The sequence below is a fragment of the Pseudomonas sp. Z4-20 genome, assembly GCF_051131955.1.
GTDB classification, from domain to species: domain Bacteria; phylum Pseudomonadota; class Gammaproteobacteria; order Pseudomonadales; family Pseudomonadaceae; genus Aquipseudomonas; species Aquipseudomonas marvdashtae.
In genome coordinates this window covers 3,991,508-4,009,602 of the sequence record NZ_CP071641.1, presented here as the reverse complement: position 1 = coordinate 4,009,602, position 18,095 = coordinate 3,991,508, and the positions used below count along the sequence as shown (strand labels likewise).

Genomic DNA, 18,095 nt, shown 5'->3' with positions numbered 1-18,095 from the left:
CACCGATTGTTTCAGGCACAGGCAGTGCCAAAGGGGTTTTATGCTCGACATTTTGCGAGGTACGCCACTGTGGGTTTACGCCGCTTTTTTTATCGTGACGTATTACGGCGTCATTGCCTGCTATAAGAATCATGAAACGAAAAAAACGTTGCTACTGACACCGGCGATATGTGTCGCTATTTCCGTGGCCTCGCTGAAAATCTCCCAAGAGTTCGTGGTTCCGCTTTCGGTTTATGCGCTGGGGTTACCGGTTGGGTGGTTGCTTGCCTTACGTTTCTACTCGTATCACAACGTGGAACGTGAGGGGGAGAAGCTGGTGCTGGGTGGCACGATCAAAGTGCTAATTGTGTATTGGTGCTTCTTTGCTTGGCGTTATTACAGCGGTTACCAGGAAGCGATGCATCCGGAACTGACCAATGAAGATTCGTTAGTTGCTTGGTCGTCACTGGGGTCTGGATTTATCAATGGTTTGATCGTTGGGCGCAGCTTCAGGTTATTGCGTTTTTTTAAGTCCGATAATGTGCCAACGGTATCTTCAAAATGACGGATTATCTGGAAATTTGCTCCCCGGTAACTGATTCGGAACACGGTTGGCGCAGTCAAGTTAACGAAGGGCACCTTGACCGCTACATCGAATGTTACGGCGCGGTCGTGGTGCTGGTTGAATTGCTCAATCAGTTTGCCGTGCGTTGCGTACGAGGGGCTTGCAACACGACACGGTCGACGCATTACGTTCCTGCATTGATTACCGGGCTGCAAATTTTGAACCCGCAGCGGATATCGCAATTGACGGGACGGGTCAGCCTTGACAGCGGCGCAGGGCGCGTCGAAGTGTTCGGTTCACTTGACTCGGATACTCGGGATTGCCTATTAGCGACCATCACGGTTTTAAACCTCAAGGGGCAACAGTCATGACCAAACTCATAATTCCATGGTTGTTGTTTCCCTATCTTCTTGACTGGCTCGATGGAAATTTTGCGAAAGCCGCACTGACAGTGGCCTTTTTGATATTCCTCCTCTGTTTTGACACCCTTCAGAAGGGCTTCGTCATTGAGTGCACGTTGGTCATTTGTCTACTTGGGATGGCGCTGCTTTCCTTGTATATGCCGGGGTTCGCCACGTTTGAAGTCGTCAAGCTCTTTTTGTATGGGGTATTGACCGTCGTGGGTTGGTGGAGTGTGTTTCGCAAACAGCCCTTTACCCTGCAATACAGCGGGGAAGGCGTGGTTGATGATATCCGTCAGTCGAGCGAGTTTTTCGAAATAAACAACACCATCACTAAGGCTTGGTGCATGGCCTTTTCAATAAATTGGGGGTTGGCTGGCTTGAGTCTCGGTTTTGAAACGTACTGGCCAGTCTTTTTGATCGGCTCTTATACGAGCATTTTGGTGGCATCGGTAGTAACGGAAGTTTTCCCCAATGCCTACTTTAGTAAAAGGACTTCAGTGAATGCCTGAATTGCAGATTTTTCGAGTGGATGCGTCTGCGGTCTCAACGCAGAGCTTGGACGCTCGCCTGACCGTTAACGCAGCGGCGCCTATATTCGCAGAACACTTTCCCGATTATCCGATTGTGCCAGGCGCTTGCATCGTCGGTTTTGTCACTAACTGTATTGCCCGGATGAAAGGTGCGCACGTGGGCACATTCACCATTTCTCGGGTCGCTTTTCTTGAGCCTATCACTCCACAGCAGGAGCTGTGTCTAGAGGTCGACAAAAAGCCAGGGACTCAAAGTTCCGATGAAAATTACCATTTCAGACTCCATCACCAGGCCATCAACTATTGCCGCGGTGTGATAGCGTTGGGAGGAGAGAAGGCATGAATGACATTGCAGTGGTGACTGGTGGCACCCGGGGTATCGGCCGTTGTATCGCCGAAAAATTGCTTGGGGCCGGTTATAAAGTATTTGTCACTTATGCGCGCGATGAACGGGCCGCGGCCAGTTTTATGGCGGATTTTCCTGATCTCAGTGTAGTGCAGCTGGATGGTCGGAATGTTGGTCAGGTGCAGGCATTGCGTGACCGAATCCTCACCGAGGGGGCACTTTCGGTATTGGTCAATAATGCTGGTGTTACCGGAGACGGGATATTTTTGAACACCAGCCATGAGGCGTTTAATCAGGTAATGGATACCAATTTTGGCGGTACCTTGAATTACTGCAATGTCTTCGCCCCCGTGATGGCCACCGCCCGCTTTGGCAATATCATCAACATCAGTTCGGTGGCTGCTACTAAAGTAAAACTCGGCAATACCGCCTATGGGTGTGCAAAAGCAGCTATCGAGCGATTGACTCTCGGGTTGGCTCTGGAGTTGGCAAGGTTTGATGTAAAGGTCAATGGTATTGCCCCGGGTTTTGTCGATACTGATATGTTCAAGGCATTTGCGCAGGGTAGCGAGCTCGATGTTTTAAAGTCGATACCCGGCCGTACAATCATGGCGCCCGAGGAAGTTGCTAATATGGTCTTGTTGCTGGTTTCCCGTCAGTTCAATACAACGGGCACGATACTCAAGGTCGGCAATGGCGAGAACATCGGCTAACTAGAGTTTTGTACAGGCCGCGTCGCGGTTTTTTTCGTTATATAGCTGAGCCCTCCCTCTCTTAGTGAGGCTGCATCCGTGAATACTGAAACGGTTTCATCGTGCGAGGGGATTGCACGTGCGTCATTAATCCCTGACTGGCTGGCTCTCTATTTCCAGAGAATTAGTCTGGCGGTCCCCTCGGACACAAGTGCCGGAACGTTGGCCAGCATCCATTTTGCTCACGTGAATACCATTGCGTACGAAATGCTCGATGTCTTCCTGGGCATCGTGCCTTCCTTCGATATGACTGAGATCAGCGACAAACTGACCTCCGGGCGGCGGGGCGGCGGATGTACCCAGATGAATGGTTTGCTGGCGGTGGTATTGGAAACACTTGGTTTCAGTGTCCGGCGCAGCCTTTCGGCAGTGTCCCGAGAGAACGGCACCATAAATCTGTCCACGCATATGGTGCTGTTGGTGCGTGCCGATGACGAAGAGTGGATCTGTGACGTCGGATTCGGTTATCGGGGTTTTTTGTACCCCTTGCGCTTACTTCACAATACGCAGGCAGTGCAGGGTGTTCATGAGTATCGGGTGCTTCGAGTCGCGGATCGGATGTGGGGTATCCAGTATCGGCGAGGTGTTCAATGGATAAATATGTACGTGCTGCGAGACGCCAGTTATGAACCTGATGAGTTTGTTGTGGGGCAGTTTTTTAATGCCTATTCGCCGTTGTCTCCATTTAGCAACAATCTGGTATGTGCCAGACCTTCTCTTCAGGGCGGTGATTATTTAGTCAATAACGTCCTGGTCTCCATTCAAGATTGCACGCGTACTCGACGCGTTGTCAGATCGATGTGGGAGCTGGTAGAGGTGTTGGAAGAATATTTCGATATAGAACTCGATGAGGCGGATTTTGTTTCTCTTCCTGTCGATTTGTTTGATGGTTTCGGTAAGGAGAATAAATAATAATGCCGTCATGTTTGTTTGCCAATCCAGTTTCAAATGCCAATATTTTGGTGCGTTATTTTAAAGATCGAGGGGTGGATTGTTATGCGATTATTGAACTCGATAAAGTGGCACGGATCCCGAAACTCAATGCGAAGAAGAAGGATGAATTTCAGGCCGAATTGTATAAAGGCATTTTTACCTGCGAAGACCAATTGCCTCCTGCTGAGAGTGGCTTGTTCGACGCTGTTTTGCCGGGTAGTGAGAATGGTGTCTTTCTAGCGGAAAAACTTGCCGCTAGGTATTCACTCCCGGGCAACGACCCGGCTACGTCATGCAGGCGTCGGCACAAAGACCAGATGCAGTGCTCGCTGGCGGCGGCGGATCTGGCATCTATTCCCACCACCGTCATTAACGGGCGAGAAGGTGTTCAGTCAGCGATGTCCCAGTGGGAACACTATCCTTGTATCCTTAAGCCTCGGTCGTCTGCCGGCGGCGAAGGTGTGCAGCGTTGCAACAGCCCTGATGAGCTGCAACAGGCACTGGAAAACGCCTCTTGGGATATGTTTTCGGCGACTTGGACGGTCAACGACCACTTTCTGTTACAGCCAATGATCCAGGGACCGGAGTACGTTGTCGATCTGGTGGCCTGTGCAGGTACCTACGTTATTTCATCGGTTTGTCGTTATATCCGCACTGATGAACTGGACATTGCTGGGTGCGACTTCGTCAAGAAATTTACCTTCATGCTTCCGCTTGATGCGCCAGTCAGCAAGGCCTTAAGCGATTATGCCAAGCGTGCCGCTAGAGCGCTGGATGTCACTTATGGCGCGGTGCATATGGAATTGATCATGGACGAGAACGGTCCTGTGATGATCGAGGCTGGCGCCCGCATGCATGGCACCATCACACCCAAGCTGTTTTCCGAGTGCTACGACTCGTCGCTGCTGGCGCAATTGTACGAGGCGTATTTCGGAGATAGCTGCAATTTGCGCGATGCGGTACTTTTGGCGCCCGCAGTGGTTTCTGATGTCATTTGCATCGAGACCGGTATTTGCTCAATCAGCGAGTCCCTGCTGGAGCAAACCGTGACGGGTCTGATGTCCCTTAAGGGATATGCTTGTGCGATCGGTGAAGGGGACGAGTATGTGGTGACCTACAATCTTTTTTCATCACCGATGAATGCCTGTTTCTGCGACATCGATACCGACCAGTTATGGGCTGATGTGACTGCCTTCGACCGGATGGCGGAGCGTCTGATGGGCGGCGTCGCCTTCAGCGAAGACGACTGGCGATCCATTCGCCGGATCTATGAAGGTTACCTGGCAGTCGAAGCGCCGGGATAATGAGCGTCGTCTATGGGCGGCGTTCTCATTCTGAGGCGGAGCTGATGAGCAAGTTGCACAAGGGCGGTTGATTGCTTTGAGCAGCAAGCTGCAAGAGATCGCAGCCTTTGGCGGCGCCTATAGAGGTTCACATACCTCTATAGGAACTGCCGGAGGTTGCGATTTTTTGTTTTCGACCCGTAGCCTTTGAAACGCATTCCCCGTGGCGAGGGAGCTTGCTCCCGCTGGGGCGCGCAGCAGCCCTAAGTTTTTTGGCGGTCGCTGCATACTTGGGGCGGCTGCGCCACCCAGCGGGAGCAAGCTCCCTCGCCACAGGAGCAGCGTCGTCTCTGGTCAGTAATCATCCCCCCGATCCGTCACGTCCTTCTCGACAGGCTGCGCATGTGGGTCAAAGCCCTGGGGAAACTTGCCCTTCAGGTTCCAGGCGAACGCAATGATCTCGGCAATCGTGCGGTATAGCTCTTCCGGGATGCTATCGCCCAACTCCATCCGTGCCAGAAGCTTTACCAGCTCGGCATTCTCATAAATCGGCACTTCGCTTTCCCGGGCAATGCGCAGGATTTCCTCGGCCAGGGCTTCGTCGCCCTTGGCGGTGAGGGTCGGGGCGTGGTGGCCGTCGTACTTGAGGGCGATGGCCTGGCGGGGTTCGGTGTGGGTTGTCATGCGGTTTCATCCACCCAGCGTTGTTCCAGTTGGGTCTTCGGCCCTTGGGGCGGGGTGCCGAGGTGGCAATCCAGGTCACCAACATTGAGCCCGCACGTCACCAGGCGCTCACGCAACGCGGCCAGGTTGCTCTCGATCAGGCTCGCGGTGTACGGCCGTTGTGCCCAGAGCTGGCTGGACAGGCTACCGCTGAGCAATTGCGCCTGAATCTGCAATGGCCCCAGCGGCTCCATGTCGAACGACAGCTCGACCCTCCACAATTGCTGCTTCTGTTCTCGTGGCTCTCGACGTTCGTCCGGTTGTTCCCGGGGCGGGGTTTCCTCGCGTTGGAACTTGACCTGCAATGGCACGATGTCCTGCAGGTTGCGCATCGGTATCTCCAATTGCCAAGTGCTCATCAACCGGCCGTCGTCAGTCAGCCCGGTTTGCTCCAGGCTCGACAATTGATGGCTTTGCAGGCGCGACACGGCGGCTGCCGCCAGGCGCAGCAGATGTTCCAGATCGCCTTCATCATCCTGGCCTTTCAACAGCCGCGAGGGCAGCGGAAAACTCGTGGGTTGTGGCTTGGCGCTGACTTGGCCGAGCATCCCCAAGGCGCTGCGCACGAAGCTGGGCAGGGCTTGGGCCAGGGTGTTGGCGGCAATGACGGCGGTGAGGTTGGTGGAGGCGGGCAGGGCCGGTGTCAGTTGCGCGATCAGCTTCAACAGGTCGCCTTTCATGTCCGGTGCCACGCTCGGCGGCTGGCCGGCCAGCAGTTTGCTTTCCAGGAACACGCCGCTGGCGACCATGGCCTGGGCCAGGCCCTTGGGGGTGCTCAGTTGCTGTATGTCAGGCAGAGAGGCTAACAGGCGTGTGACGGCGGCGCGCAGCTCGGGCCCGGCATCGTCGCTAGCGGGACTGTTTTGCAGAGCGGTGAGCAAGCCGTCCAGCGAACCCTGGCGGCTCACCTGCGTCACCAGTTGCTGGCTCACCGCCAATTGCTCTTGGCGATTGCTCAGGGGAATGAACTTCAACGTCTGGGCATCTTGCACCTGGGCACTCAACAATGTGCCGATGCGCAATGGCTGGGGGCTGTCGATGTCCAGGGTGCTGCCGGCCTGGGCGGTGTTGAGCAGGCTCACCAGCGAGCGATACACCGCCGGTTGCCCGGGCAATTGCGGCAACGCCTGGCTGGTCAGCACTTTGCCCTGCAGCAGCGTACCCACGGGCAGCTGCGTCGTGTCGATGCGGGTCAGGGTGGCGACGCTGGAAGCCAGTGCCTGCTGCACGGTAATCGCCAGGTTGCTGGCGGACGGCTGGGTCACGGCCAGGCTGGTGCCTTGCGGCAGCGGCTGGGTGCTGGTGGCCTGCACGGTGGCCTGGCGACCGCTTTCCAGGGTGACCTTGAGCAGCAACTGAAACGCCTGGTCCGCCTGTTTGAGCGACAGCACCTCGGCCTTGGCGGTCTGGCCGGGCCCGATCAGGCCTTCAGCCGGCGCCAGCAGCTTGAGCAGCTCGCCAGTCACCGCTGGCATACGCGTGGTTGCCGTGGGCTGAGGCAGCGGCGGGATGTTCATGTCGCCTGTCATCTGCGGTCTTACCTTGGGGAAATAAGCCCTCTTGGGCGTAAGGCTTCACATGTATAATGCCGCCCGCCTTCCAGGGAGTGGCAAAAACCTCGCTTTTGTTGACGCAGCTCTGTGGAACAGGCCATCAATGCATCTATGCTGCACCACTTTAACGGCCGCTGCATTGCCGACTTGAACCGTATAAGGCCCGTGATCCCTTGACCAGTCCTCTCTTGCAAACCGTTGGCCTCGCCTGTGAGCGAGACCTGCGACTGCTTTTCGAAAATCTCGAACTGAGACTCTCGCGTGGCGATATGGTGCAGATCAGTGGACCCAACGGCAGTGGCAAGACCAGCCTGTTGCGCCTGCTGGCCGGGTTGATGCAACCCACCGCCGGCCAGGTGCTGCTCAATGGCAATCCTTTGCACAGCCAGCGCAGCGAGCTGGCCCGCAACCTGCTATGGATCGGCCATGCCGCCGGTATCAAGGATCTGCTGACCCCCGAAGAAAACCTCAGCTGGCTCTGCGCGCTGCATCGGCCGGCCGGGCGCGAGGCGATCTGGCAGGCCTTGGCGGCGGTAGGCTTGCGCGGCTTCGAAGATGTGCCGAGCCACACCTTGTCCGCCGGGCAACAACGCCGCGTGGCCCTGGCCCGGTTGTACCTCGACTGCCCGCCGCTGTGGATTCTCGACGAACCTTACACTGCCCTGGACAAGCAGGGCGTCGCGCAACTTGAAGAACATCTGGCCCGGCATTGCGAGAACGGTGGGATGGTGCTCTTGACTACTCACCACACACTGGCCCGGATGCCGTCCGGTTATCGCAACATCGATCTGGGGAACTGGGCGGTATGAGTGTGTTTGGCCTGTTGCTTACCCGTGAGGCGCGCCTGCTGTTTCGCCGTCCGGCCGAACTGGCCAACCCGTTGGTGTTCTTTGCGATCGTCATCGCGCTGTTCCCGTTGGCGGTCGGTCCGGAGACTCAATTGTTGCAAACCTTGTCGCCCGGGCTGGTCTGGGTGGCAGCGCTTTTGTCGGTCCTGCTCTCGCTGGACGGGCTCTTCCGCAGCGATTTCGAGGACGGTTCCCTGGAACAGTGGGTCCTTTCGTCGCACCCCCTGGCCCTTCTGGTTTTGGCCAAGGTACTGGCACACTGGGTTTTTTCCGGCCTGGCGTTGGTGTTGCTTTCACCACTGCTGGCGATGATGCTGGGGTTGCCCGCTGAATGCATGCCGGTGTTGCTGTTGTCGCTGCTGCTGGGTACGCCGGTGCTGAGCCTGCTCGGTGCGGTGGGTGCGGCGCTGACGGTGGGACTCAAGCGTGGCGGCCTGTTGCTGGCCTTGCTGATCCTGCCGTTGTACATCCCGGTGTTGATCCTGGGCAGCGGCGCTTTGCAGGCGGCGTTGCAAGGCATGCCGGCAACCGGTTATCTGCTGTGGCTTGGAAGCCTGACCGCCCTGGCGATAACCCTGACACCCTTTGCAATAGCCGCTGGCCTGAAGATCAGCGTCGGCGAATAATAATGAGGCCTGGTCAAGAACTGACCACTTCTTTTGAAGTAAAGGCCGACCTGGCGACTCGTGATGGCGAGCCGCGACCGTGATGGAAACTGCAATGAACTGGACCTGGTTTCATAAGCTCGGCTCACCCAAGTGGTTCTACGGCATCAGCGGCAAAATGCTGCCTTGGCTGAGCGTCGCCGCGCTGTTGCTGATCGGTATCGGCCTGGTCTGGGGCCTGGCCTTCGCGCCGCCGGACTACCAGCAAGGCAACAGCTTTCGCATCATTTATATCCATGTTCCGACGGCGATGCTGGCCCAGTCCATCTACGTGATGCTGGCGATCTGCGGGGTGGTCGGGCTGGTGTGGAAGATGAAACTGGCCGACGTCGCCTTGCAATGCGCCGCGCCCATCGGCGCCTGGATGACTGCCGTGGCGCTGGTCACCGGGGCGATCTGGGGCAAGCCGACCTGGGGTTCGTGGTGGGTCTGGGATGCACGACTGACGTCGATGCTGATCCTGCTGTTCCTGTACTTCGGTCTTATTGCGCTGGGCAACGCCATCAGCAATCGTGACAGCGCCGCCAAGGCCTGCGCGGTGCTGGCGATTGTTGGCGTGATCAACATCCCGATCATCAAATACTCGGTGCAATGGTGGAACACCCTGCACCAGGGCGCGACGTTCACCCTCACCGAAAAACCGGCGATGCCGGTCGAGATGTGGCTGCCGCTGCTGCTGACCGTGCTGGGTTTCTACTGCTTCTTCGGCGCTGTGCTGCTGCTGCGCATGCGCCTCGAAGTGCTCAAGCGCGAAGCCCGGGCCAGTTGGGTGAAGGCCGAAGTACGGAACAGCCTGGAGGCCGCTCGATGAGTTTCGCGTCATTCGGCGATTTCCTCGCCATGGGCCATCATGGCCTGTATGTCTGGTCAGCCTATGGCATCTGCCTGGCGGTGCTGGCCCTCAACGTGGCGGCGCCGATCCTGGCCCGCAAGCGGTATCTGCAACAAGAGGCGCGTCGTCTGCGCCGGGAGAACGGTCAGTGAATCCGCTGCGCAAAAAACGTCTTGTCATCATTCTTGCGATCCTCGTCGGGGTCGGCGCAGCGGTCGGCCTGGCCTTGAGCGCTTTGCAGCAAAACATCAACCTGTTCTACACGCCGACCCAGATTGCCAACGGCGAAGCGCCCGAGGACACCCGTATCCGCGCCGGCGGCATGGTGGAACAGGGCTCGTTGGTGCGCTCCGGCGATTCGCTGGACGTGAAGTTCAACGTCACCGACTTCAACAAGACCGTGACCATCACCTATCGCGGGATCCTGCCGGACCTGTTCCGCGAAGGGCAGGGCATCGTCGCCCTGGGCAAGATCAACGCCGACGGCGTGGTAGTGGCCGATGAAGTGCTGGCCAAGCACGACGAGAAATACATGCCGCCGGAAGTGACCAAGGCCTTGAAAGACAGCGGCCAGTCGGCGCCCGCTCCCGTGAAGGAGGGCTGATCGATGACGAGTCTCTACGTTCCTGAGTTGGGCCATCTGGCAATGATTCTGGCCTTGTGTTTTTCGGTGGTGCAGGCGGTGGTGCCGTTGCTCGGTGCCTGGCGTGGCGACCGTTTGTGGATGAGCCTGGCCCAGCCGGCGGCATGGGGGCAGTTCGCCTTCATGCTGTTTTCCTTCGGTTGCCTGACCTACGCGTTCATGGCCGATGATTTTTCCGTGGCCTATGTCGCCAGCAACTCCAACACTGCCTTGCCCTGGTACTACAAGTTCAGTGCGGTGTGGGGCGCCCATGAAGGGTCGCTGTTGCTCTGGGCTTTGATTCTCGCCGGCTGGACCTTCGCGGTCTCGGTGTTCTCCCGGCAATTGCCGCAAGTGATGCTCGCCCGCGTGCTGGCGATCATGGGCATGATCAGCATCGGTTTCCTGCTGTTCCTGATCCTCACGTCAAACCCGTTCGAGCGCATCCTGCCGCAAGTGCCGATGGACGGCCGCGACCTCAACCCGCTGCTCCAGGACATCGGCCTGATCGTCCATCCGCCGATGCTCTACATGGGCTACGTCGGCTTTTCCGTGGCCTTCGCCTTCGCCATCGCCGCGTTGCTCGGTGGTCGTCTCGATGCGGCCTGGGCTCGCTGGTCGCGCCCGTGGACCATCGTTGCCTGGGCCTTCCTCGGCATCGGTATCACCCTCGGTTCGTGGTGGGCCTATTACGAGCTCGGCTGGGGCGGCTGGTGGTTCTGGGACCCGGTGGAAAACGCCTCGTTCATGCCATGGCTGGTGGGTACGGCGTTGATCCACTCCTTGGCCGTCACGGAAAAGCGCGGCGTATTCAAGAGCTGGACCGTGCTGCTGGCCATCGCGGCCTTCTCCTTGAGCCTGTTGGGCACGTTCCTGGTGCGTTCCGGCGTGCTGACGTCGGTGCATGCCTTTGCCTCGGATCCTGAGCGCGGTGTGTTCATCCTGATATTCCTGCTGTTCGTGGTCGGTGGTTCGCTGACCCTGTTCGCCCTGCGTGCCCCGGTGGTGAAGAGTCAGGTTGGCTTTAACCTCTGGTCGCGGGAAACCTTGCTGCTGGGCAACAACCTGGTGTTGGTGGTGGCGGCGTCGATGATCCTGCTGGGGACGTTGTACCCGCTGGTGCTCGATGCATTGTCCGGGGCCAAGCTGTCGGTCGGCCCGCCGTACTTCAACGCGTTGTTCATTCCGCTGATGGCGATCCTGATGGTGGTGATGGCGGTCGGCATGCTGGTGCGTTGGAAAGACACGCCGGTGAAATGGCTGGTAGGCATGTTGACACCGGTGCTGCTGGGCACGGCTGCCCTGGCCGTGGTGGCGGGCGTTGCCTATGGCGACTTCAACTGGGCGGTGCTGGCGACATTTGCGCTGGCGGCCTGGGTGTTGCTGGCCGGTGTGCGGGACATCTTCGACAAGACCCGCCACAAAGGCCTGATCAAGGGGCTGCCGACGCTGACCCGCAGTTACTGGGGCATGCAGATCGCTCACTTGGGCATCGCCGTCTGTGCCCTGGGCGTGGTGTTGTCCAGCCAGAACAGCGCCGAGCGCGACCTGCGCCTGGCGCCGGGCGAGTCCATGGACCTGGGCGGTTATCAGTTCGTCTTCGAGGGCGCCAAGCATTTCGAAGGGCCGAACTTCACCTCCGACAAAGCCACCGTGCGGGTCATTCGCAACGGCCAGGAAATCACCGTCCTGCACCCGGAAAAACGCCTCTACACCGTGCAGAACTCGGTCATGACCGAGGCCGGGATCGATGCCGGTTTCACCCGCGACCTTTACGTGGCACTGGGCGAGTCCCTGGGTGATGGCGCCTGGGCGGTGCGGGTCCATGTCAAGCCGTTCGTGCGTTGGATATGGTTCGGTGGCTTGCTCACCGGCCTGGGTGGGGTGCTGGCGGCGCTGGACCGGCGTTATCGAGTCAAGGTGAAAGCCCGGGTGCGTGAAGCCCTGGGTGTGAATGGAGCCACTGCATGAAACGTTGGTTGATGGTGTTGCCGCTGGCGCTGTTCCTGTTGATGGCGGTGTTTTTGTACCGTGGGCTGTACCTGAATCCGAGCGAGTTGCCCTCGGCGATGATCGGCAAGCCGATCCCGGCGTTTTCCTTGCCCTCCGTGCAAGGTGACAAGACCCTGACCCGCGCCGACCTGCTGGGCAAGCCGGCGCTGGTCAATGTCTGGGGCACCTGGTGCATTTCCTGCCGGGTCGAGCACCCGGTGCTGAACAAGCTGGCCCAGAACGGCGTGGTGATCTACGGCGTCAACTACAAGGACGTCAACGCCGATGCCCTCAAGTGGCTGGCCGAGTTCCACAACCCTTATCAATTGGACATCCGCGACGAAGAAGGCACCCTCGGCCTGAACCTGGGCGTCTATGGCGCGCCGGAAACCTTCTTCATCGACGCCAAGGGCATCATTCGCGACAAGTTTGTCGGCGTGATCGACGAACAGGTCTGGCGTGAGAAACTGGCGGCCAAGTATCAGGCCCTGGTGGATGAGGCCAAGCCATGAAGCGCTGGTTAGCCGCCGTCGTTCTTGGCTTGAGCCTGGCCGGCGTGGCTCACGCCGCCATCGACACCTATGAATTCGCTAACGAGGGTGAGCGCGAGCGGTTTCGCGAACTGACCAAGGAACTGCGCTGCCCCAAATGCCAGAACCAGGACATCGCCGACTCCAATGCTCCAATTGCCACCGACCTGCGCAGGGAGATATTCCGCATGCTCGGCGAGGGCAAGGACAACCAGCAGATCATCGATTTCATGGTTGATCGCTACGGTGAGTTCGTGCGCTACAACCCGGCCCTATCCTCCAAGACCGCGCTACTCTGGTTCGGCCCAGCCGGGCTGCTGCTGGGTGGTTTCGTCGTCATTGCGGTGATCGTGCGTCGCCGCCGGGTCCAGCGCAGCGCTGCCCCGGACACGCTTTCTGTCGAAGAGCGCCAGCGCCTCGACCAACTGTTGGAAAAAACCAAGCATGATTGATTTCTGGCTCGCTGCAGGTCTGCTCCTCCTGGTTGCCCTGAGTTTCCTGTTGATTCCTGTGCTGCGCGGTCGCCGCGCCCAGTTGGAAGAAGACCGCACCGCGCTGAACGTGGCGCTGTACCAAGAGCGCGTCGCCGAGCTGCAGGCCGAGCGGGAGGAGGGCGTGCTCAATGCCGCGCAACTGGACACAGGCCGCGCCGAGGCCGCGCGGGAACTGCTCGCCGACACCGAAGGCGCCGATGCACCGCGTGAATCCCGCTTGGGCAAGCCGTTGCCACTGCTCGCTGCTGTGCTGGTGCCGATATTGGGCCTGGCGCTGTACCTGCATTTTGGCGCCAGCGACAAGGTCGAGCTGACCCGTGAATTCGCCCAGGCGCCGCAGTCGATGGAAGAAATGACCTTGCGCCTGGAGCGCGCAGTGGCGGCACAACCGGACTCCGCCGAGGGCCTGTATTTCCTCGGTCGGACCTACATGGCGCAGGACCGGCCGGCGGACGCGGCGAAGATCTTCGAGCGCACCGTGGCGGTGGCCGGTCGCCAACCCGAGCTGCTGGGACAGTGGGCCCAGGCGCAGTATTTCGCCGACGGCAAGAAATGGTCGGACAAGGTCCAGGCCCTGACCGACGAGGCGCTGAAGCTCGATCCAAAGGAAGTCACCAGCCTCGGCCTGTTGGGGATTGCCGCGTTCGAAGGCGAGCGCTATCAGGAAGCGATCGATTATTGGGGGCGCCTGCTGGCGCAACTGCCTGAAGGTGACAAGTCCCGTGAAGCATTGCAGGGCGGCATTACCCGCGCCAGCGAGAAGCTCCAGGCCAGTGGCGGCAAGGTCGCTCAGGCGCCGGCGACCAAGGCTGCCGCGCTGCTCAAGGTGCGCGTCGACCTGGATCCGGCGCTCAAGGCCAAGGTGCAACCGGGCGACAGCGTGTTCATCTTCGCCCGCGCCGTTTCCGGTCCGCCGGCGCCGCTGGCGGCCAAGCGCCTAACCGTCGCCGACCTGCCGGCCAGCGTCGAGCTGGGCGACGCCGATGCGATGATGCCGCAACTGAAACTGTCCAACTTCCCCGAAGTCCAACTGGTGGCGCGCATCTCCCGGGCCGGTCAACCGACCGCCGGCGAGTGGATCGGTCGCAGCCAGCCCTTGGCGAGCAGTACCACCGCGCTGCAACAATTGACCATCGACAGTCCGGACCAATGACAGGAAATCGCACCATGACCGCCATCGCTCGTATGACCCTGCTCACGCTCGTCCTGGGCCTGAGTGCTTGTGCGGTCCAGCGCCCACCGGAGCCTCCGACGCCGTTGCCGCCCATTCCGCCTTCGACACCGACCACCAAGCCGGTGCCGTCGACCGCGCCCGGCAAACCAGTAACCCCGAACAAACCGGCCAAACCCGTGCCGCGCACCTCCGCCAGCTTCGCTCCGCCACCGGGTGGCAACAGTCACTGGGATGCCAAGCTTGGGGTTTATGTCCTCGATAACCAGACCAATACCTTCTACCGCCAGCGCACCTATTACCGCTGGAACAACGGCTGGAGCCGCTCCGTCAGCCCGAACGGACCGTGGGAAGAGACCACCATCGAGGGCGTGCCGGCGGGGCTCGGACGCAAATTCAACTAACGATCGGACTTTGGTGCGCCAAGGTTCGACCTGTCATCCCCAGCGTCGTAGAATGCGCGCCTTTGCGAGCCTCATTGGCCAACCGCGTATTTATCGGAGCACCTGACCATGACGACCACCCCGACCGGCGATTACCTGGAAACCCTCTACGAAGGCTACGGCCAGCGTTTTCGGATGGACAAGCTGCTGCATGAGGTGCGCACCGAGCACCAGCACCTGGTGATCTTTGAAAATCCGCGCATGGGCCGGGTCATGGCCCTGGACGGCGTGATCCAGACCACCGAAGCCGATGAATTCATCTACCACGAAATGCTGACCCACGTGCCTATCCTGGCCCATGGCGCGGTCAAGCGCGTGCTGATCATCGGTGGTGGCGACGGCGGCATGCTGCGCGAAGTGACCAAGCACATCGGCATCGAGCACATCACCATGGTCGAGATCGATGGCACGGTGGTGGACATGTGCAAGGAATTCCTGCCCAACCACTCCAAGGGGGCCTACGATGACCCGCGCCTGAATCTGGTGATCGACGACGGCATGCGTTTTGTCGCCACCACCCAGGAAAAATTCGACGTCATCATTTCCGATTCCACCGACCCGATCGGCCCGGGTGAAGTGTTGTTCTCGGAGAACTTCTACCAGGCTTGCCATCGTTGCCTGAACGAAGGCGGCATCCTGGTAACCCAGAACGGCACGCCATTCATGCAACTGGGTGAAGTGCAGACCACTGCCGGGCGCCTGCGCGGTTTGTTCGCCGACTGGCATTTCTACCAGGCAGCCGTGCCGACCTACATTGGCGGCGCCATGACCTTTGCTTGGGGCGCGACTGATCCTGCCTATCGCAAGTTGTCGTGTGAAACCCTGCGCGAGCGTTTCATCGGCAGCGGCATCGTCACCCGTTACTACAACCCCGAGATCCATATCGGCGCCTTTGCCATGCCGCAATATGTGTTGCAGGCAATCAACAAGCCGAGCAACGACTGAGGCCCCGGCAATTGAGACGAGATGCTTCTGTGGCGAGGGAGCTTGCTCCCGCTGGGGCGCGAAGCGGCCCTCCTGGATCTACCTGACACACCCAGTTGCCTCTGCGTGTGTTGGGGGCCGCTTCGCAGTCCAGCGGGAGCAAGCTCCCTCGCCACAAGAGCGCTCGGGCGCTTTTGTGTTTCCAGATATTCATTGAACGAAATTTTCACGAAACCTTGCGGACAATCCCACGCGCTTTTATTGCCGCGGTTATTTAATGGCAAAGCCATGGCCGTTGGTGCAAGATTTGCGCCTTCGCGAAAGCCCCGGGCCTGTTATTGGCCAACAGAGGGCGCGCCGTTGTTCTTTTTTGTTCCTCCAATTCCAATAGGTCCCTAAACGACATGGCAATCCCGGACGCCCTGAGTCAGCAGCGCACCACGCATCGCCTGCTGCAACCGACCGTCAAATCGCACCTGGCCTATACGTTGCTCTGTGCCTTGGTGATGATGGTCATGCTGAGCCTGTTGCGCGTTGCGCTGCTGGTCTATAACCGCGAAATGATCCTCGACACCCCAGCCTCCACCTTCGTTGAAGCATTTGCCAACGGCCTGCGTTTTGACTTGCGCCTGGTCGTCTATCTCTGCATTCCGCTGCTGCTGGCATTGTTCAGCGCGCGAGCGATGGCGGCACGTGGATTCTTTCGTTTCTGGCTGACCGTCACTTCCAGTATTGCGCTGTTCTTGGGCCTGATGGAAATGGACTTCTACCGTGAATTCCACCAGCGCCTCAACGGCTTGGTCTTCCAGTATGTGAAGGAAGACCCGAAAACCGTGGCGAGCATGCTTTGGTACGGTTTTCCGGTGGTGCGTTACCTGCTGGCCTGGGTCGGCGGCACCCTGCTCATGAGCCTGGCGTTCAAGGGCGCCGATCGCGCCACCCGGCCGCGCGGGCCTTTCAGCGGCGGCAGCATCGGCACACGCCAGATCGCCCCGTGGTACGGACGTGTCGCGGTGTTCATGATCTGCCTGGTGGTGGCGGTGGCTGCTGCGCGTGGCACCCTGCGCCAAGGCCCGCCGCTGCGTTGGGGCGACGTCTACACCACTGATTCGAACTTCGCCAACCAATTGGGCCTCAACGGCACGTTGTCGTTGGTGGCGGCGGCCAAGAGCCGCATGTCCGAACACCGCGACAACATCTGGAAAGCCACCCTCGAGCAACCGCTGGCGCAACAGACCGTCCGTGACATGCTGGTGATGCCCGACGACAAACTGGTGGATACCGAGACGGCCGCCGTGCGCCGCGACTACACGCCGCCGGCCGACAAGACGCTGCCGATCAAGAACGTCGTGGTGATCCTCATGGAAAGCATGGCCGGTCACTCGGTGGGCGCCTTGGGCGCGCCGGGCAACATCACGCCTTACCTGGACAAACTGTCCAAGGAAGGCCTGCTGTTCGACCGTTTCTTCTCCAACGGCACCCACACCCACCAGGGCATGTTCGCCACCATGGCGTGTTTCCCGAACCTGCCGGGCTTCGAATACCTGATGCAGACGCCGGAAGGCAGCCATAAGCTGTCGGGCCTGCCACAGTTGCTCAGCGCGCGTGAATACGACGACGTGTATGTCTACAACGGCGATTTTGCCTGGGACAACCAGTCAGGCTTCTTCAGCAGCCAGGGCATGACCCACTTCATCGGGCGCAATGACTATGTGAACCCGGTATTCTCCGACCCGACCTGGGGCGTTTCCGACCAGGACATGTTCGACCGTGGCCTGATCGAGCTCAAGGCGCGGGAAAACGGCAAGCCTTTCTATGCCTTGCTGCAAACTCTGTCCAACCACACGCCGTACGCGCTGCCGACACCGTTGCCAGTCGAGCCGGTCACTGACCGTGGCAGCCTGAACGAACACCTGACCGCCATGCGTTACTCCGATTGGGCGCTGGGGCAGTTCTTCGAGAAGGCGCGCAAGGAGCCTTACTTCAAGGAAACGCTGTTTGTCGTGGTCGGCGACCATGGCTTCGGCAACGAGCGTCAGATCAGCGAAATGGACCTGGGTCGTTTCAACGTGCCGATGCTGTTGATCGGCCCGGGCGTCCAGGAAAAATTCGGCCAGCGCAGCCACACCGTGGGTACCCAGGTCGACATCGTGCCGACCATCATGGGCCGGCTCGGTGGGCAAGTGCGTCACCAGTGCTGGGGCCGTGACTTGTTGAACTTGTCGGAAGGCGACACCGGTTTTGGCGTGATCAAGCCGTCGGGTAGCGATCAGACTACCGCGATCATCCGTGGCGATACGGTTCTGATGCTGCCAAAGGATATGCCGCCGAAGATGTACCGATACGAACTGGGCGCCACCCCCCGTGCGCAAATTCTCCCGGATGCACCGGAGGCTGCCGAGTTGAAACTCAAGCTCGAAGCGTTCCTGCAAACCGCGACCAAGAGCCTGATGGATAACACCGCAGGCGTTATAGACGGCAAGCCGGACTGATATCGGCGACCCAT

At 59.3% G+C, this 18,095-nt stretch carries 21 protein-coding genes; 19 read left to right on the top strand and 2 right to left on the bottom strand.

Annotated elements, in window-relative coordinates; translation table 11 throughout:
- Positions 1-40 precede the first annotated feature (40 nt).
- The 7 genes from J3P82_RS18240 to J3P82_RS18210 all read left to right on the top strand — a co-directional run bounded on the left by J3P82_RS18240 (position 41) and on the right by J3P82_RS18210 (position 4,813).
- Positions 41-544, top strand: a complete 504-nt coding sequence (locus J3P82_RS18240) for a hypothetical protein (protein ID WP_434558076.1) — start codon at positions 41-43, stop codon at positions 542-544.
- Entirely contained in the window at positions 541-915 is a 375-nt protein-coding gene (locus J3P82_RS18235; RefSeq protein WP_434558075.1) for a hypothetical protein, read from the top strand. The genes J3P82_RS18240 and J3P82_RS18235 overlap by 4 nt, the downstream gene beginning before the upstream one ends.
- The gene (locus J3P82_RS18230; protein ID WP_434558074.1) at positions 912-1,457 is read left to right on the top strand and encodes a hypothetical protein; all 546 of its coding nucleotides are present in this window, start codon (positions 912-914) and stop codon (positions 1,455-1,457) included. The genes J3P82_RS18235 and J3P82_RS18230 overlap by 4 nt, the downstream gene beginning before the upstream one ends.
- Positions 1,450-1,821, top strand: a complete 372-nt coding sequence (locus J3P82_RS18225) for a hypothetical protein (RefSeq protein WP_434558073.1) — start codon at positions 1,450-1,452, stop codon at positions 1,819-1,821. Before J3P82_RS18230 ends, J3P82_RS18225 begins: the two co-directional genes overlap by 8 nt.
- Entirely contained in the window at positions 1,818-2,537 is a 720-nt protein-coding gene (locus J3P82_RS18220) for an SDR family NAD(P)-dependent oxidoreductase (protein ID WP_434558072.1), read from the top strand. The genes J3P82_RS18225 and J3P82_RS18220 overlap by 4 nt, the downstream gene beginning before the upstream one ends.
- Before the next feature lie 78 nt (positions 2,538-2,615).
- Entirely contained in the window at positions 2,616-3,488 is an 873-nt protein-coding gene (locus tag J3P82_RS18215) for an arylamine N-acetyltransferase family protein (protein ID WP_434558071.1), read from the top strand.
- Positions 3,489-3,490: 2 nt separating this feature from the next.
- Complete coding sequence (locus J3P82_RS18210; RefSeq protein ID WP_434558070.1) at positions 3,491-4,813, top strand: ATP-grasp domain-containing protein; 1,323 nt, start codon at positions 3,491-3,493, stop codon at positions 4,811-4,813.
- A gap of 333 nt (positions 4,814-5,146) precedes the next feature.
- On the opposite strand, the gene J3P82_RS18205 is transcribed toward J3P82_RS18210, so the two are convergent.
- Entirely contained in the window at positions 5,147-5,476 is a 330-nt protein-coding gene (locus tag J3P82_RS18205; RefSeq protein ID WP_186610451.1) for an EscU/YscU/HrcU family type III secretion system export apparatus switch protein, read from the bottom strand.
- Complete coding sequence (locus J3P82_RS18200) at positions 5,473-7,044, bottom strand: flagellar hook-length control protein FliK (RefSeq protein ID WP_434558069.1); 1,572 nt, start codon at positions 7,042-7,044, stop codon at positions 5,473-5,475. Before J3P82_RS18200 ends, J3P82_RS18205 begins: the two co-directional genes overlap by 4 nt.
- 197 nt (positions 7,045-7,241) lie before the next feature.
- Between J3P82_RS18200 and ccmA the strand changes: the two genes are divergently transcribed.
- The 12 genes from ccmA (at position 7,242) to J3P82_RS18140 (ending at position 18,081) form a co-directional block, all read left to right on the top strand.
- Positions 7,242-7,877, top strand: a complete 636-nt coding sequence (gene ccmA / locus J3P82_RS18195; protein WP_434558068.1) for a cytochrome c biogenesis heme-transporting ATPase CcmA — start codon at positions 7,242-7,244, stop codon at positions 7,875-7,877.
- A complete protein-coding gene (gene ccmB, locus J3P82_RS18190; protein WP_434558067.1) occupies positions 7,874-8,542 on the top strand; it encodes a heme exporter protein CcmB in 669 nt (222 codons plus the stop codon). The genes ccmA and ccmB overlap by 4 nt, the downstream gene beginning before the upstream one ends.
- Positions 8,543-8,636: 94 nt before the next feature.
- Positions 8,637-9,392: a heme ABC transporter permease gene (locus J3P82_RS18185; protein WP_434558066.1), complete on the top strand. Its 756-nt coding sequence runs from the start codon at positions 8,637-8,639 to the stop codon at positions 9,390-9,392.
- On the top strand, positions 9,389-9,565 hold the full coding sequence (gene ccmD / locus J3P82_RS18180; protein ID WP_007939192.1) for a heme exporter protein CcmD: 177 nt from the start codon (positions 9,389-9,391) through the stop codon (positions 9,563-9,565). Before J3P82_RS18185 ends, ccmD begins: the two co-directional genes overlap by 4 nt.
- The gene (ccmE, locus tag J3P82_RS18175; RefSeq protein ID WP_186637124.1) at positions 9,562-10,017 is read left to right on the top strand and encodes a cytochrome c maturation protein CcmE; all 456 of its coding nucleotides are present in this window, start codon (positions 9,562-9,564) and stop codon (positions 10,015-10,017) included. The genes ccmD and ccmE overlap by 4 nt, the downstream gene beginning before the upstream one ends.
- 3 nt (positions 10,018-10,020) lie before the next feature.
- Entirely contained in the window at positions 10,021-12,006 is a 1,986-nt protein-coding gene (locus J3P82_RS18170; RefSeq protein WP_434558065.1) for a heme lyase CcmF/NrfE family subunit, read from the top strand.
- Complete coding sequence (locus J3P82_RS18165) at positions 12,003-12,539, top strand: DsbE family thiol:disulfide interchange protein (RefSeq protein WP_434558064.1); 537 nt, start codon at positions 12,003-12,005, stop codon at positions 12,537-12,539. The genes J3P82_RS18170 and J3P82_RS18165 overlap by 4 nt, the downstream gene beginning before the upstream one ends.
- Entirely contained in the window at positions 12,536-13,009 is a 474-nt protein-coding gene (locus J3P82_RS18160; RefSeq protein WP_434558063.1) for a cytochrome c-type biogenesis protein, read from the top strand. Before J3P82_RS18165 ends, J3P82_RS18160 begins: the two co-directional genes overlap by 4 nt.
- Positions 13,002-14,204: a c-type cytochrome biogenesis protein CcmI gene (gene ccmI / locus J3P82_RS18155; RefSeq protein ID WP_434558062.1), complete on the top strand. Its 1,203-nt coding sequence runs from the start codon at positions 13,002-13,004 to the stop codon at positions 14,202-14,204. The genes J3P82_RS18160 and ccmI overlap by 8 nt, the downstream gene beginning before the upstream one ends.
- A gap of 14 nt (positions 14,205-14,218) precedes the next feature.
- Positions 14,219-14,626, top strand: coding sequence for a hypothetical protein (locus tag J3P82_RS18150; protein WP_434558061.1), 408 nt, complete (start codon positions 14,219-14,221; stop codon positions 14,624-14,626).
- Between the two features lie 108 nt (positions 14,627-14,734).
- Positions 14,735-15,610 carry a polyamine aminopropyltransferase gene (speE, locus tag J3P82_RS18145; RefSeq protein ID WP_434558060.1) on the top strand — a complete coding sequence of 292 codons (876 nt, stop codon included), beginning with the start codon at positions 14,735-14,737 and terminating at the stop codon, positions 15,608-15,610.
- Between the two features lie 383 nt (positions 15,611-15,993).
- On the top strand, positions 15,994-18,081 hold the full coding sequence (locus J3P82_RS18140) for an LTA synthase family protein (protein WP_434558059.1): 2,088 nt from the start codon (positions 15,994-15,996) through the stop codon (positions 18,079-18,081).
- Positions 18,082-18,095: the final 14 nt, after the last annotated feature.